Here is a 14,863-nt window from a genome sequence, read left to right on the forward strand (position 1 = left end):
CTCCCGTTCAGATTAATTATGTTTTAGTATAACGGGCTTTTTCCATAGAAAAAACCCCGAATAGGGCACTTTTTTTAAAGTGTCTACTATTCGGGGTTCAGTTCACCCATAAAAAAGTGCCCTTTTCCTTTCTCTTTCTGGAAGGTGCTTCACCATAATTGCTAATACGAGTGCATTATCAGCTGCAAGCAATCCTTCAAGAGCGACTAATAATAACAATACCCATCCGTATTCCATTAAAATTGATAAATCCAATTCTGATCCTCCTATTGAAATTGACATTTAACTAGATTAGCTAAAACTTTGGAATTGACATGATGGAAAGTTCATATAGAGTCCTGATGGCCTATAGAAAACATTACCAAGTGTTAAAGGCTATAAACCTACTAATTTTGACTAAAAAGGAAACCTTTTTGACAATAAGCAAGCTAACCTAACTAAACAATCAATAATAAAAGCCAACAAAATCCTTATTAGATTTTGACGACTTATTCATTCTAATTAAGATGGACCTTTGCCCTCCGCATTTTGTCCATTATATAAAAAGATGGTACAATATATGAATGACAAGAATTTTTTTAATTAGTCAAAGGAAGGTTATAAATGCCGAATAATCAAACCAGAAGGCTTGCGCATGGTGCTATGATGATAGCACTCTTTACGATTTTTATTGCCATCGCATTTTATGTTCCAATCATTAGTATTGTTGCAACATTGTTTGCTCCACTACCAATGGCTTGGTATAGTGCCAAATATGATCGGAATTCCTCGCTATTAGTAGCATTGATAGGGTGTATTACATCCTTCTTCATTGGAGGGTTGCTGATTATTCCTTTTGCACTGATCTATTCAGCAACAGGGGTTGTTATAGGGGATGCACTGCGACTAAAAAGAAGTAAAGTATTTTTACTAATGTCTACAGGAATTACAGCGCTAATAACTTTTGCCATCGAATATGTTATCGCTTTAAAGCTATTTGAAATAGACATTATAAAAGAATCAATGACGATTATGCGAGAAACGTATTCAAAGTCCATTGAACTTTCACAAAGCTTGAATGGTCAAACACCTCTAGATGAACAAACAGTTAATAGAATGTTTGAAACAATGGAAACGATGATTCCAGCTTCTATTACAATCGCGATGTTTGTCACTACATTTATCATTATTTCAATAAATTTACCGATGTTAAAACGCTTTGGAATAAATGTTCCAAAATTTCGTTCATTTAAGAATATGCGTTTGCCAAAAGCGGTATTATGGTATTACTTAATCATATTGTCGATTAATTTATTTATTAGCCCTGAAAGTGGTACTGCACTTTACGTCATTTCGTTGAACATCTCATTAATACTATGGTTGCTGTTAACCTTACAAGGAATTTCTCTTATTCATTTTATCCTTGATGCATATGGTTCACCGCCGTTTTTAAAAGTGCTGGCAACCTTAATGGCAATTCCGCTATATTCCTTCTTTGTATTAATAGGAATATTGGATTTAGGTTTTGACATACGTTCAATTGTCAAAGGTAAGATTCAGAAGTAGGGGGCTGATAAAATGGATACTTATAGGAAGAGACAGATTCGACACCCTCTTATGTATCTAACGATGATTGGCTTACTAGGTGCCATCCTACTGACCATTTGGAATATTTGGTTTGGCTTAGCCTATGCAATAGTCACATCCATCGGGTTAGTATATGCATGGAAAATTGAAAAAATCACCTTCTCACAAACTGAAAAACATATAGAATCCCTGTCATTTCGAATGAAAAAGGTAGGTTCAGAAGCTCTATTAGAAATGCCTATAGGAATTTTACTTGTAAATGATAAGTTTGTTATTGAATGGGCAAATCCGTATATGTCGGAGATTATCGAGGAAGATTCATTAATCGGATTAGAAATCTTTGACCTTTCAGATGAAATATATAGTTTGACCAAATCAGAAGAAAAGCGTGAGCAAACAATTACCATTAATGATCATAAATATAAAGTGGTCTATAAGCAGGAAGAGAAACTTTTATACTTCTTTGATGTAACAGAGCAAGTAAAAATAGAGTCTAAGTACTTTGCTGATCGTACTGTTTTAGCAATTTTATTTATTGATAACTATGATGAAATAACTCAAGGAATGGATGACCAATCAAGAAGTTTAACGAATACGGTGGTCACATCTATTATCAATGAGTGGGCTTTTGAACACGGAATATTTGCAAGACGCATATCCTCCGATCGTTTTTTAGCGGTTTTAAATGAATCAATCCTAGGTGATTTAGAGAAGAAAAAATTCTCGATTCTGGATGATATCCGTGAAAAAACAGCTCAAAAAAATCTATCGCTTACACTGAGTATTGGGGTTGGAGCTGGCTCTTCTTCCCTTATTAAATTAGGTGAATTGGCTCAATCAAGTTTGGATTTGGTGCTCGGGCGTGGAGGGGACCAAGTGGCCATTAAGCAACCAAGTGGTAAGTTAAAGTTCTACGGAGGAAAAACAAACCCCGTAGAGAAACGGACGAGAGTTCGAGCTCGCGTTATTTCCCATGCATTGCAAGATTTGATTATTGAAAGTGATCAAGTATTTATAATGGGACATAAGAATCCAGATATGGATGCAATCGGAGCAGCAATCGGTGTTCGCAAAATGGCTCAGAAAAACAAAGTAAATGGCTATGTTGTAGTCAACTTTGATGAGCTTAATGGTAGTGTTAACCGATTAATGAATGAAATTGAAGAGAACACAGATCTCTATCGTTACTTTATTTCACCTGAAGAAGCACTTTCAACAATGACTGAGAAATCATTAGTCATTGTGGTAGATACACATAAACCAAGTCTTGTAATGGATGCACGTTTACTGAAACGATCTGATAAGGTCGTAGTAATCGACCATCACAGGCGTGGTGAAGAGTTTATTCAAAATCCAACTCTTGTGTATATGGAACCCTACGCATCTTCTACCGCGGAATTAGTTACAGAGATACTCGAGTACCAACCAGAAGATGAAAAGTTAACTAAACTTGAAGCGACTTCCCTGTTATCTGGAATAATAGTAGATACGAAAAGTTTTACATTAAGGACGGGTGCCCGTACTTTTGAAGCGGCATCTTACTTAAGAACATATGGAGCCGATACAATCCTTGTTCAACAATTATTAAAAGAAGATATTGATACGTATATTGAGCGTTCGAAATTAATTCAAACCGTTAAGTTTGTATATCCAGGCATTGCAGTTGCCAGAGGAGAAAATGATAAAAATTACGACTCTGTTTTAATCGCCCAAACAGCTGATATTTTATTGACCATGAAGGATGTAACAGCTTCCTTCGTTATTGCCCATCGTCCAGACGGTTTAGTTGGCATTAGTGCACGTTCGTTAGGTGATATTAATGTCCAGGTTATTATGGAGAATCTTGGCGGTGGCGGTCATTTAACAAATGCAGCTTGTCAAATCGATGTAGAGACTATAGAAGAAGCAGTGAGTCGTTTAACCAAAGCAATTTTGGAAACAGTTGAAGGGAGTAATGGAGAATGAAAGTAGTATTTCTAAAAGATGTAAAAGGTAAAGGCAAAAAAGGCGAAATCAAAAATGTTGCAGATGGCTATGCACAAAACTTCCTGATTAAAAATGGGTATGCAGTAGAAGCATCAAACCAAGCGCTTAGCCAATTACAAGGTCAAAAGAATCTAGAAGAAAAGCATGCAGCGGCTGAGTTGCAGGCAGCAAAAGATTTAAAAGAACACCTTGAAAACATAGAAGTTGAGATTAAAGCTAAATCAGGTGAAGGCGGTCGACTGTTTGGCTCGATTTCAACAAAACAAATTGCAGCTAGCTTACAAAAAACACATGGCATCAAGATTGACAAACGTAAAATGGATTGCGAGGGCATTCGTTCATTAGGTTATACAAATGTTCCAGTTAAATTACATCATGATGTAAAAGCAACGTTAAAAGTTCATGTGGTTGAAGAGGCTTAAGGAGAGATGTCTATGAACGATTCCGTTATGGACCGCGTTCCACCGCATAACCATGAAGCAGAACAATCGGTTATTGGTGCGATATTTCTTGAACCAACAAGCTTAATAACAGCATCTGAAATTCTAATAGCCGATGATTTTTATCGAATTGCCCATAAAAAAATCTTCCAAACGATGCTAGACTTGAGTGACCAAGGAAAAGCGATAGATGTTGTCACTGTAACAGAAGAATTATCAGTTAGAAAAGAACTTGAAGACGTTGGTGGGCTTTCATACTTAACAGAGCTTGCAAATGCCGTTCCTACAGCTGCAAACATCGCCTATTATGCAAAAATTGTTGAAGAAAAAGCACTTTTACGCCGATTAATCCGTGTAGCAACCAAGATTGCAGAGGACGGGTATACTCGGGAAGATGAAGTAGAAGCACTTTTATCAGAAGCTGAAAAGAAAATGATGGAAGTCGCTAACCGCAAAAATGCTGGTGACTTCAAGCATGTTAAAGACGTACTAGTTCAAACTTATGACAATATTGAACAACTTCAATTCAGAGATGGCGATGTAACAGGGATTCCAACCGGGTTTAATGATTTAGATCATATGACAGCTGGTTTTCAACGAAATGACTTAATTATTGTAGCAGCGCGTCCTTCAGTAGGGAAAACCGCCTTTGCCTTAAACATTGCACAAAATGTGGCCATCAAAGCACGTGAAAACGTGGCTATCTTTTCTCTGGAGATGGGTGCTGAGCAGCTTGTTATGCGTTTGTTATGTGCAGAAGGTAATATCGATGCACAAGCACTCCGTACGGGTGCACTTACGGCAGACCACTGGAGTAAGTTAACGATGGCAATGGGAAGTCTATCGAATTCAGGTATTTTCATCGATGATACGCCTGGTCTACGTATCAATGAAATTCGTGCCAAATGCCGTCGTCTTGCACAAGAACATGGATTAGGGATGATACTAATCGATTACCTACAGTTAATCCAAGGAAGCGGTCGTAGTGGCGAAAACCGTCAACAAGAGGTATCTGAAATCTCGCGTTCGTTGAAAGCCCTTGCCCGTGAATTAAAAGTTCCTGTAATCGCCTTATCTCAGTTGTCGCGTGGAGTTGAGCAACGTCAAGATAAACGCCCGATGATGAGTGATATTCGTGAATCTGGAAGTATTGAGCAAGATGCCGATATTGTTGCTTTCTTATATCGTGATGATTATTATGATAAAGAAAGTGAAAGCAAAAACATGATTGAAATCATTATTGCTAAACAGCGTAATGGCCCGACTGGTACGGTTACTTTGGCATTTAAAAAAGAATTCAATAAGTTTATCAATATTGATTGGTCGCAACATCCGATGCCAGCGAATGCAGGTTAACGATCAAAAATAGGAACACGAACAATGATTAAAAATCACTAATCATTTGTTCGTGTTTTTTCTTATTCTTCATTGACTTCTACTGGCAATCACTGTTACAATTAAAGCTGTTTGATAAAGTGAAATATTTTATGAGTAAATAAATACTATTAAGTAATTAAGATAATAATCGTACGTGTTGTTCATGCGGAATTAATGGGATATTTTGCTTATTAATGAGAATAATAAACGTACTTGAGTCTAGCGGAGGTGCTGATAATGACATCAGTTGTAGTTGTTGGAACACAATGGGGAGATGAAGGTAAAGGGAAAATTACTGACTTCCTATCTAAAAAAGCAGATATAATCGCTCGTTTTTCAGGTGGCGATAACGCAGGTCATACAATTAAAATTGGCGATGAAACTTACAAATTGCATTTAATTCCATCAGGTATTTTCTATAAAGAAAAATCTTCAGTTATGGGGAATGGGATGGTAATAAACCCAAAATCTCTAGTAAATGAACTAAAAGGATTGCAAGAACGTGGAATTGATACGTCAAACTTACGTATTTCAAACCGTGCTCAAGTAATTCTGCCATATCACATTCATCAAGATAAAGTGGATGAGGCTTCACGTGGAGATAATAAAATCGGGACAACTTGTAAAGGGATTGGCCCATGTTATCAAGATAAAATTGCACGTATGGGGATTCGTATCGCGGACTTACTTGATCGTGAAGTATTCGAACAAAAGCTACGCGAGAATTTAGAAAAGAAAAACCGCCTTTTCGAAAAGTACTACGAAGTGGAAGGCTTAAAATTTGAGGATATCTTCGAAGAATTTTACGGATACGGCCAAGAACTTGCAAAATACGTAACAGATACTTCTAAAGTGTTAAATGACGTATTGGACGAAGGTGGCCGTGTGTTATTTGAAGGTGCACAAGGCGTAATGTTAGACGTTGATCATGGAACCTACCCATATGTTACTTCTTCAAACCCTGTTGCAGGTGGGGTTACAACTGGTACGGGTATCGGGCCATCTCATGTTTCTCGTGTAGTTGGTGTAAGTAAAGCATATACATCCCGTGTAGGTGATGGGCCATTCCCAACAGAATTATTCGATGAAATTGGTCATCACATTCGTGAAGTTGGCCGTGAGTATGGTACAACAACTGGCCGCCCACGTCGTGTAGGTTGGTTTGACGCTGTTGTAGTTCGCCACTCTCGTCGTGTAAGTGGAATTACTGACCTAGCATTAAACTCAATCGATGTATTATCTGGACTTGAAACAGTAAAAATCTGTACGGCTTACGAATACAATGGTGAAGTAATCACTGAGTATCCAGCAAGCTTAAATGTTCTAGAAGCTTGTAAACCAGTTTATGAAGAACTACCAGGTTGGTCTGAAGATATTACAGCGATGCGTACTTTAGAAGAACTTCCAGAAAACGCTCGTAAATACGTAGAACGCGTAGTTGAACTAACTGGCATCAACCTAATGACATTCTCAGTAGGCCCAGCACGTGAACAGACTAATATTGTTAATCCAATTTGGGATTAACAATATTGTCTGCGCCGAAAGCCTGCGACAGGCGCAAACAGGCTTGAATAAATTTAAAAACTACTAATGGCTGCCATTAGTAGTTTTTTATACTTAGTGAATGGCCTTTTTCTTGAAGCGGCCACCCTTTACCTCGCTAATATTGCCAATAGCTAGGAAAGCTTGTGTATCAATCGTTCGCACAATTTCTTTCATTTTCGATTCCTCTAAACGAGTGATGACGCAGAAGATGACTTTTTTGTTATTCCCTGTGTAGGCACCCTCACCATGAAGATAGGTTACACCACGCCCTAATCGAGCCATAATAGCTTGACCGATTTCCTCAATCTCGTCGCTAATGATATAGACAGATTTAGACTCTTCCATTCCTAACACGACAATATCAATAACCTTTGATGCAATAAAATAAGCAATGACAGAATACATAGCCTGTTCCCATGTAAAAACAAACCCTGCAATGGTAAAGATGGCTAGATTAATAATTAAAATAATCTCTCCTACTGAAAAAGGAAGCTTTTTATTGGATAAAATGGCCATCACTTCAGTTCCATCTAAACAACCCCCATAACGAATAACCAGTCCAACACCCACCCCCAATAAAATTCCGCCAAATACAGTAGCTAGTAGTAGATCGGATGTAAAAGGATGGATATGGTGCATGATCATAGTTGCCCCTGAAAGGATTGTTATGCCAAGTAAGGACATTAAAGCAAAGGTTTTCCCGATTTGTTTATAACCTATGTATATAAAAGGAATGTTAATAATGAAGATGAATACTCCAGTAGGTATCCCCATTAAGTGAGATAGAATAATGGAAATCCCAACAATTCCTCCATCCATTACTGTGTTCGGTATTAAGAATAACTCAAGTCCAACTGCAAAGATGATAGCTCCTATGATTACCATCATAATACGTAGTACCTTAGTTCCGATACTTACCTTATTGATTTCAGATGCGTAGATGGCTTTACTTTTATTCATCCTTTCCCCCCAATCTCCTCTTATAAATGTATTAATTTGTGACCAATAAAATTAAAAAATAATGGATTTAAATGATTTTAGGCCAAGTGTGAATAATGACCTATTAAATTGAGGGAGGATAGTATCTCTAATGTCGAAGAATAACAAATGGCTGCGAATGTCTAGGGCAATCTAATTATACTGAAAATTAAAAATAATATAAACAAACAGCAAAAAATTAAAACAAACGAAGATTTATTTATAGAAATTTGATAAATATTCAATCAATATATTTGTTTATCATAAAAATATTACACTCCTATAGTTTAAATTTCCTATTTTGTAACAGTGAATATTCAAATAATACATTTTCATTACAAAGGACTCAAATGGTTTAATAGGAAAAAAGATTATGGTACATTAAAAAAGTGCAAATTTTTGCATGGAAAATACCCCAGTGAATGGGTGGTCTTTGGAAGGGGCTTTATCATGAGTTCGAAATGGAACGTCAGCGGAGACTTTACAAAGAAACAAACTATAAGTCTTAAATCTAGTAAATCTAATATATTGAAAAAAGCAGCTATTACTACTTATTTATTCACATCACTTAGTTCTAGTTATGCATTCGCAAATGAAGCAAATACAAATGCTTTTGAAAAAATCTACCACGTTTATGTAGGAGATACATACTTAGGAGCAGTCTCAAATGAGGAAACTGTTACAGAGATGATTGAAACGAAAGAACAAGAAGCACAAAAGCTTTATCAAGATTACAATCTTGATGTTAATTCAAATGTTACTTTAGTTCCTGAGCAAGTTTTCTCCTATGAAACAGATGATTCTACAACATTATCGAAGTTAAAAGAAGAAAATATTGTAGAAGCTGATAGCTATGCATTACAAATTGATGGAAAGCCAATTGTTTACTTAAAGGATCAGGCTGACTTCAATAAGACAATGCGCTTATTAAAGCTTCAATACGTAACAGAAGCAGAGTTGCAAAAATACGAGGCCAATGCTTCTCTTGAAACACTACCCGCTTTAGCAGCAAAGGAAACACGTATTAAAGAAATTAAAGTAGTAGAAGCGATTTCTGGTGGTGAAACAAAGGTTAGCCCAGATCAAATCGTAACACCTACAAAGGCAGTAGAATATTTAAAAACAGGTTCGCTTGAAAAAGAGACCTATGCCGTACAACCAGGTGATGTACTAGGTACAATTGCGAGTGCGCATAATCTTTCTACAGCACAAATTATGGAGTTAAACCCAGGTTTAACAGAAGATTCATTGTTACAAATCGACCAAGAAATAAATGTTACGGTTGAAAAACCACTAGTAAATGTTGAAGTAGTGAAAGAGAAAAATACACTGGCGGAAATTCCTTTTGAAAAAATTGTTAAAGAAGATGAAACAATGTTCAAAGGTGAAACCGTTGTTAAACAAGAGGGATCTAAAGGTAAGAAAGAAGTCTCCTATTTAATCTCACAAGTAAATGGTGCAGTTGTTGAAAAGACGGTTACAAATGAAACTGTTTTAACTGAACCAGTTGATAGTATTACTGTTGAAGGAACGAAAGTCATTTCGTCGCGCGGTACAGGCAATTTTGCATGGCCGGCAGTTGGCGGTTATATTTCAAGTCAAATGGGTTCGCGTTGGGGGAGTTACCATAGAGGAATTGATATTGCTCGCCCATCCAACTATGATATAAAAGCATCTGACAATGGAATTGTTACTGCAACTGGTTGGGATGGAACATATGGTCAAAGAATTATTATTAACCATAACAATGGCTATGAAACAATCTATGCACATCTTTCAGAAATAAATGTAAGTGTAGGGCAAGTAGTCCCTCAGGGTTCTGTAATTGGAATAATGGGTTCGACAGGTCGATCAACAGGCACTCATTTACATTTTGAAATGCATAAGAATGGAGCACTAGTTAATCCATTATCTTATTTAAACTACTAGAATAAGCAAGACAGTCCAAGTTTACAAGGACTGTCTTTTTTATTAAAAACGCATGACTAAATTTGTCGAAATATTTCCCAGAAAATAAATAAATTTCTTTCGTGAAAGAAAATAACCTATTTAGATAATACTGATTAATAGATTAACGGTTTCTAATACTTATTAAGGGTCTTTATTTGGTATAATAGCTTTATGCATAAATATATTTGTTTATGTGATTCATGATTAATACAAATGAGAAGTCGTAATGAGCAAGGTTTTGCTTCTCATTTATCTGTAATAACTTACGAATATTATTTAAACGTACAATAGATGAATTGATGATAAAGAGGAGAGAAACTGATGACAAAAACAATATTAATTTGTGATGATGAAAAGCCGATTGCAGACATTCTGCAATTTAATTTAGTAAAAGAAGGATACCAGGTAATCTGTGCCTATGACGGCGATGAAGCACTAGAAAAAGTGGAAGAATCGCAGCCGGATTTAATGCTGCTAGATATTATGCTTCCTAAAAGAGATGGAATGGAAGTTTGTCGTGAAATTCGTAAAAAATATGATTTCCCAATCATTATGCTAACAGCAAAAGGCTCTGAAATTGATAAAGTTTTAGGTCTGGAAATGGGAGCAGATGACTACGTAACGAAGCCATTCAGTACACGTGAGCTGATTGCCCGTGTAAAAGCGAATATGCGTCGTTTAAAAGTGTCTAATCAAGCAGAAGAAGTAAAAGAAGAAACAAACGACATTACGGTAGGTACTCTAATTATTCAACCAGATGCTTATTTAGTTTTAAAACGCGGTGAAACGATCGAGTTAACACATCGCGAATTTGAGTTGTTACATTATCTAGCGAAACATATTGGCCAAGTAATGACGCGAGAACACTTACTTCAAACAGTATGGGGATATGATTATTTTGGAGATGTGCGAACAGTGGATGTTACAATTCGCCGTTTACGTGAAAAAATTGAAGACAACCCAAGTCATCCAAACTGGATTGTCACACGTCGTGGTGTAGGCTATTATTTGCGAAATCCTGAACAGGAGTAATCCAAATGCACAAAGTGAGCTTTTTTAAGTCCATTCACGTAAAAATTGTTCTAATCTATGTATTGCTGATTATCATTGCATTGCAAATTATCGGGATCTATTTCTCTTCTAAATTGGAGGAAAGTTTAAAAGACAACTTCAAACAATCCATTACGCAACGAATTGACTTAGTAAAATATAGCATTCAAGAAGAATGGGACAAGGATCGTGATGATACAACACCTACACTGCAAGATAGCTTAGGTATTATTTTATTGGAATTTGCCAATGAAGATATCAACGAAATCTTAATTGTTGATAAGAATACAGTTCAAGCTACCGCGGATCCAGACAACAAATCTATTGTAGGGCAGAAGTTTTACAACGATACAATAACAAGAGCTCTTTCATCCGGAGAGTATGCAGAGAATATTAAATTGGAATCCGGAAGGCGAGTATGGGTTCTTGCTGCTCCTATCAGGGATACCTTAAATCCAAATGAAAAAGATACCGGTGTACTTTATATCAAAGCAGATATTGAAAGTGTTTTCGAACAAATGAAGGAAATTAACCAAATTTTCGCTATTGGTATCGCTATGTCTCTTGCTATTACTGTTATTCTCGGAATATTATTTGCCAAAACCATTACCAAGCCTATTCTGGATATGCGCAGACAAGCACAGGCCATGTCGAGAGGAAATTATTCAAGAAAGGTTCGGGTATATGGGGACGATGAGATTGGCCAACTTGCTCTTGCCTTTAATCATTTAACAAATCGATTACAAGAAGCACAATCTACTACAGAAGCAGAGAGAAGAAAACTTGCTTCAGTTTTAAGTAATATGACGGATGGCGTAATTGCGACCGACCGGAAGGGAAAAGTCATTCTTATCAATGATCCTGCGCTTAACTTTTTAGAGGTTACACGTGAAACCACTTTAAGTCGGCCCATAGCTTCAGTATTAGGATTAGATCAAGAATATAGTTTTGAAGACTTAATTCACATGAAGGAATCTATTAACCTAGATTACAGTACACAAGATAACCCATTTATTTTAAGAGCGAATTTTTCTGTTATACAAAAGGAAACAGGATTCGTTAACGGGTTAATAACGGTAATTCACGATATTACAGAACAAGAAAAGATTGATATGGAAAGAAGAGAATTTGTTGCAAATGTCTCCCATGAATTACGTACACCATTAACAACAATGAGAAGTTATTTGGAAGCACTTGCAGACGGGGCATGGAGAGATGAAAATATTGCGCCTACATTTTTAAATGTTACACAAACTGAAACAGAGCGCATGATTCGTCTTGTAAATGATTTACTGAATCTATCGAAAATGGATAGTCGAGATTATAAGTTAAATAAGGAATTTGTTGAGTTTAATAAATTCTTCAATCGAATAATTGATCGATTTGAAATGTCTAAATCACAAAATGTTAAGTTTGATCGATATATTCCGGATACTTCTTATTTTGTCGAGGTGGATACAGATAAGCTGACTCAGGTAATTGATAATATTATTTCAAATGCATTGAAGTATTCTCCAGATGGGGGAAATATCCGATTTGGCTTTACTGTACAAGAGAATATGTTAAAAGTAATGGTTTCCGACGACGGCATGGGAATTCCTAAAGAAAATGTAACAAAAATATTTGATCGATTCTATCGCGTTGACCGAGCCAGATCGCGTGCAATGGGTGGTACAGGATTAGGACTGGCTATTGCCAAAGAAATGATTGAGGCACATGGCGGTAAGATATGGGCTGAAAGTGAAGAAGGGGTAGGAACAACGATTTTCTTCACATTGCCATATGAGTTGGATGAGGCAGGTGATTGGGAATGAAGCATGTAGAACAAATCAAATCATTGGTCTTGTTTCTTCTCGTTGTTTTAAGCCTTATACTAACATTTTCAATATGGACATATACGCCAAATTATGAAAGTATAGAGGATTCAACCGTTCAGCAAGTCAAGATTGGAAAGCAAAAGGAATCAATACAAGAAGTGTTAAAACCATACCGTATTCTCTCGCATCAAAATGGGAGTTTTTTAGGAACTGGCTCAGCAACAGCTAGTAAAGATGTAATGGATGCCTTTAAGGGGTTGAATGCAACGGAATTGACTAGTATGCAAAGGTTATCGGAAGAAGAGATAAATAATAAGATTCATTCGGAAAACCAAATGACACTTTTCTTTTCTTCGGAAGTACCGATTAATGCATTTCGTTCCGTGTTCCAATTTACTCAAGGTGATTTATATGACTTTACATTTAGTTATATATTGGTTGATTGGAGCAACTTGAAAAATAAAATCTTGGATTTATCTTTAATTAGTAAAGAAAATCAAACAATGTACACAACAGTTGTTGCTATTAGTGAGGAACAATTTAATTCTACTTTTATGAAGGCAGTTCAACAATCGGTACCTTATGAGGAAATAGAGAGACCTAACGAACTCTCTTTATATGTACCATCCAACCCGGTGGACTTGTTCCAGTACACGTACTATATTGACGAAATTTCTCCAGAAACATTTAAAAATGTTTTGTTTAAAGATACAAATTTAGTTCGAAAGAACATCGAGAGTAACTCTTATACGGATGGAACGGCAATGATGACTCCTGATTCAAGGAAAAAAACGATTAGCTATGTATATCCTCAATCTGATAGCATATTTGAAATACCTGAAATAGAACCTTCGGAGCTCTTACAAGATAGCTATGATTTTATAAACCAGCATGGTGGCTTAACAGGAGATTACAGATATAATTATAGTAATGTAGCGAATCGTTATATCGAATATCAATTATTCCTGCACGGTCTGCCTGTATACAGCAGTAGTATATCAACTCGAATAGCCATTACTTGGGGAGATAATCAGGTTTTCGAATATACAAGACCCTATTATTTATTTGGAATATCTGTATCTAACCCCTGGCAATTACCGTCAGGACCAGAAATAATTGACACAATTGAAAATTTAGACGATATTGAAGAGTTGGTTTTGGGTTATTATTTAACACCTGATTCACCTGAATCTAAAGTATATTCCCTTGAACCTAGTTGGTTTGCCATTCGGGATGGTAATCCGGTACCCTTAACGACTAAACCAGTGGGAGGGGCGCAGTATGGATTGGAGTAAATCGAAATCTATTTTCATCGTCGTATTTTTGATTTTGGATGTCTTTTTATACTCGCTTTTTTTAAACCGTCATACGGAATCACAACTAGTTCAGAATGAATCGTGGGGAGAAAGAAATATTGAAGATCGTCTAAAGGATGATAATATTACGTATGGAATGCTGCCTACTAATATTGTAAAAGCAGCATATATTTCAGGGAAAGCAAAGAACTTTGAAGACGAGGAACTTTCGCTTGAAAACGCCGAAGATATTAAAATTGATAAGAATAAACTCGTCGTCACTTTAGAAGAACCCTTTGAAATAAAAAATTTAGATGAAGAAACATCCTATAATGAATTCTTAAAATTAAATGTTTATAATGGAACTTCTTATACTTTGTGGCAAATTGATAAGGAAAACAGAAATGCTACCTTCTTCCAGACAATGAATTCAAGGATTCTTTATTATATTAAGAATGGCTCTGTTACAGTACACTGGAATGATCAGAACGAAATAATACGATATGAGCAAACTCTATTAGAAGATTTAGAAGCTAATGAGGAAGAAAAAACATTAACAACCCCTTTGAATGCAATAACGTTGCTTTATAATAAAGGGCTGTTGGAATCAAACTCTAAAATTACCCAAGTAAATTTAGGCTATTCCACACTATTACAGTTACAACAAGTACTGGTTCCAACATGGGAAATTCGAGTTGAAACAGAAAATGAAGAAGTAAAAGAATACTTTGTTAATGCTGTTGAAGGGGTAATACTTAATTTGGTAGATGATGCATCAACAGCAGATGAAGAGGGAGATACCACGTTAGACAATAATGAAATTGATCTAGAAACTGAATTAGAAAAAAGTAGGGAGTAA

At 36.1% G+C, this 14,863-nt stretch carries 11 protein-coding genes and 1 pseudogene; 10 read left to right on the forward strand and 2 right to left on the reverse strand.

Annotated elements, in window-relative coordinates; translation table 11 throughout:
- Window positions 1-105: 105 nt before the first annotated feature.
- A pseudogene (locus tag ACFQU5_RS17710) lies at window positions 106-255 on the reverse strand (TerC family protein); the annotation flags it as partial.
- A gap of 348 nt (window positions 256-603) precedes the next feature.
- Between ACFQU5_RS17710 and ACFQU5_RS17715 the strand changes: the two are divergent.
- From ACFQU5_RS17715 to ACFQU5_RS17735, 5 genes are all read left to right on the forward strand, one after another.
- Complete coding sequence (locus ACFQU5_RS17715) at window positions 604-1,545, forward strand: YybS family protein (RefSeq protein WP_390290846.1); 942 nt, start codon at window positions 604-606, stop codon at window positions 1,543-1,545.
- Window positions 1,546-1,557: 12 nt separating this feature from the next.
- Window positions 1,558-3,531 (forward strand): DHH family phosphoesterase, encoded by a 1,974-nt coding sequence (locus ACFQU5_RS17720; protein WP_390290849.1) that lies wholly within the window; start codon window positions 1,558-1,560, stop codon window positions 3,529-3,531.
- Entirely contained in the window at window positions 3,528-3,974 is a 447-nt protein-coding gene (gene rplI / locus ACFQU5_RS17725) for a 50S ribosomal protein L9 (RefSeq protein WP_390290852.1), read from the forward strand. The genes ACFQU5_RS17720 and rplI overlap by 4 nt, the downstream gene beginning before the upstream one ends.
- A 12-nt stretch (window positions 3,975-3,986) precedes the next feature.
- Window positions 3,987-5,348, forward strand: a complete 1,362-nt coding sequence (gene dnaB / locus ACFQU5_RS17730; protein WP_137730452.1) for a replicative DNA helicase — start codon at window positions 3,987-3,989, stop codon at window positions 5,346-5,348.
- Window positions 5,349-5,606: 258 nt separating this feature from the next.
- Window positions 5,607-6,893, forward strand: coding sequence for an adenylosuccinate synthase (locus tag ACFQU5_RS17735; protein WP_390290857.1), 1,287 nt, complete (start codon window positions 5,607-5,609; stop codon window positions 6,891-6,893).
- Window positions 6,894-6,986: 93 nt separating this feature from the next.
- Here the strand turns inward: ACFQU5_RS17735 and ACFQU5_RS17740 are convergent, their stop codons facing one another.
- Window positions 6,987-7,802 (reverse strand): YitT family protein, encoded by an 816-nt coding sequence (locus ACFQU5_RS17740; RefSeq protein WP_486395323.1) that lies wholly within the window; start codon window positions 7,800-7,802, stop codon window positions 6,987-6,989.
- 540 nt (window positions 7,803-8,342) lie between these two features.
- On the opposite strand from ACFQU5_RS17740, the gene ACFQU5_RS17745 reads away from it, so the two are divergent.
- The 5 genes from ACFQU5_RS17745 (at window position 8,343) to ACFQU5_RS17765 (ending at window position 14,863) form a co-directional block, all read left to right on the forward strand.
- Window positions 8,343-9,821: a peptidoglycan DD-metalloendopeptidase family protein gene (locus tag ACFQU5_RS17745; RefSeq protein WP_390290863.1), complete on the forward strand. Its 1,479-nt coding sequence runs from the start codon at window positions 8,343-8,345 to the stop codon at window positions 9,819-9,821.
- A 342-nt stretch (window positions 9,822-10,163) separates the two neighbouring features.
- Window positions 10,164-10,874 carry a response regulator YycF gene (gene yycF, locus ACFQU5_RS17750; RefSeq protein ID WP_390290866.1) on the forward strand — a complete coding sequence of 237 codons (711 nt, stop codon included), beginning with the start codon at window positions 10,164-10,166 and terminating at the stop codon, window positions 10,872-10,874.
- Window positions 10,875-10,879: 5 nt separating this feature from the next.
- Window positions 10,880-12,706, forward strand: a complete 1,827-nt coding sequence (walK, locus tag ACFQU5_RS17755) for a cell wall metabolism sensor histidine kinase WalK (protein ID WP_390290869.1) — start codon at window positions 10,880-10,882, stop codon at window positions 12,704-12,706.
- The gene (locus tag ACFQU5_RS17760) at window positions 12,703-14,004 is read left to right on the forward strand and encodes a YycH family regulatory protein (RefSeq protein ID WP_390290872.1); all 1,302 of its coding nucleotides are present in this window, start codon (window positions 12,703-12,705) and stop codon (window positions 14,002-14,004) included. Before walK ends, ACFQU5_RS17760 begins: the two co-directional genes overlap by 4 nt.
- Window positions 13,991-14,863 (forward strand): two-component system regulatory protein YycI, encoded by an 873-nt coding sequence (locus tag ACFQU5_RS17765; protein WP_390290875.1) that lies wholly within the window; start codon window positions 13,991-13,993, stop codon window positions 14,861-14,863. The genes ACFQU5_RS17760 and ACFQU5_RS17765 overlap by 14 nt, the downstream gene beginning before the upstream one ends.

This window comes from Ureibacillus sp. GCM10028918, from assembly GCF_042666115.1.
Taxonomy (GTDB): Bacteria; Bacillota; Bacilli; order Bacillales_A; family Planococcaceae; genus Ureibacillus.

Excerpts from the sequence above, each read along its gene's own strand:
- ACFQU5_RS17715 (WP_390290846.1), top strand. The coding sequence starts at position 604 with ATGCCGAATAATCAAACCAGAAGGCTTGCGCATGGTGCTATGATGATA.
- ACFQU5_RS17720 (WP_390290849.1), top strand. The coding sequence starts at position 1,558 with ATGGATACTTATAGGAAGAGACAGATTCGACACCCTCTTATGTATCTA.
- rplI (WP_390290852.1), top strand. The coding sequence starts at position 3,528 with ATGAAAGTAGTATTTCTAAAAGATGTAAAAGGTAAAGGCAAAAAAGGC.
- dnaB (WP_137730452.1), top strand. The coding sequence starts at position 3,987 with ATGAACGATTCCGTTATGGACCGCGTTCCACCGCATAACCATGAAGCA.
- ACFQU5_RS17735 (WP_390290857.1), top strand. The coding sequence starts at position 5,607 with ATGACATCAGTTGTAGTTGTTGGAACACAATGGGGAGATGAAGGTAAA.
- ACFQU5_RS17740 (WP_486395323.1), bottom strand. The coding sequence starts at position 7,802 with ATGATGGTAATCATAGGAGCTATCATCTTTGCAGTTGGACTTGAGTTA.
- ACFQU5_RS17745 (WP_390290863.1), top strand. The coding sequence starts at position 8,343 with ATGAGTTCGAAATGGAACGTCAGCGGAGACTTTACAAAGAAACAAACT.
- yycF (WP_390290866.1), top strand. The coding sequence starts at position 10,164 with ATGACAAAAACAATATTAATTTGTGATGATGAAAAGCCGATTGCAGAC.
- walK (WP_390290869.1), top strand. The coding sequence starts at position 10,880 with ATGCACAAAGTGAGCTTTTTTAAGTCCATTCACGTAAAAATTGTTCTA.
- ACFQU5_RS17760 (WP_390290872.1), top strand. The coding sequence starts at position 12,703 with ATGAAGCATGTAGAACAAATCAAATCATTGGTCTTGTTTCTTCTCGTT.
- ACFQU5_RS17765 (WP_390290875.1), top strand. The coding sequence starts at position 13,991 with ATGGATTGGAGTAAATCGAAATCTATTTTCATCGTCGTATTTTTGATT.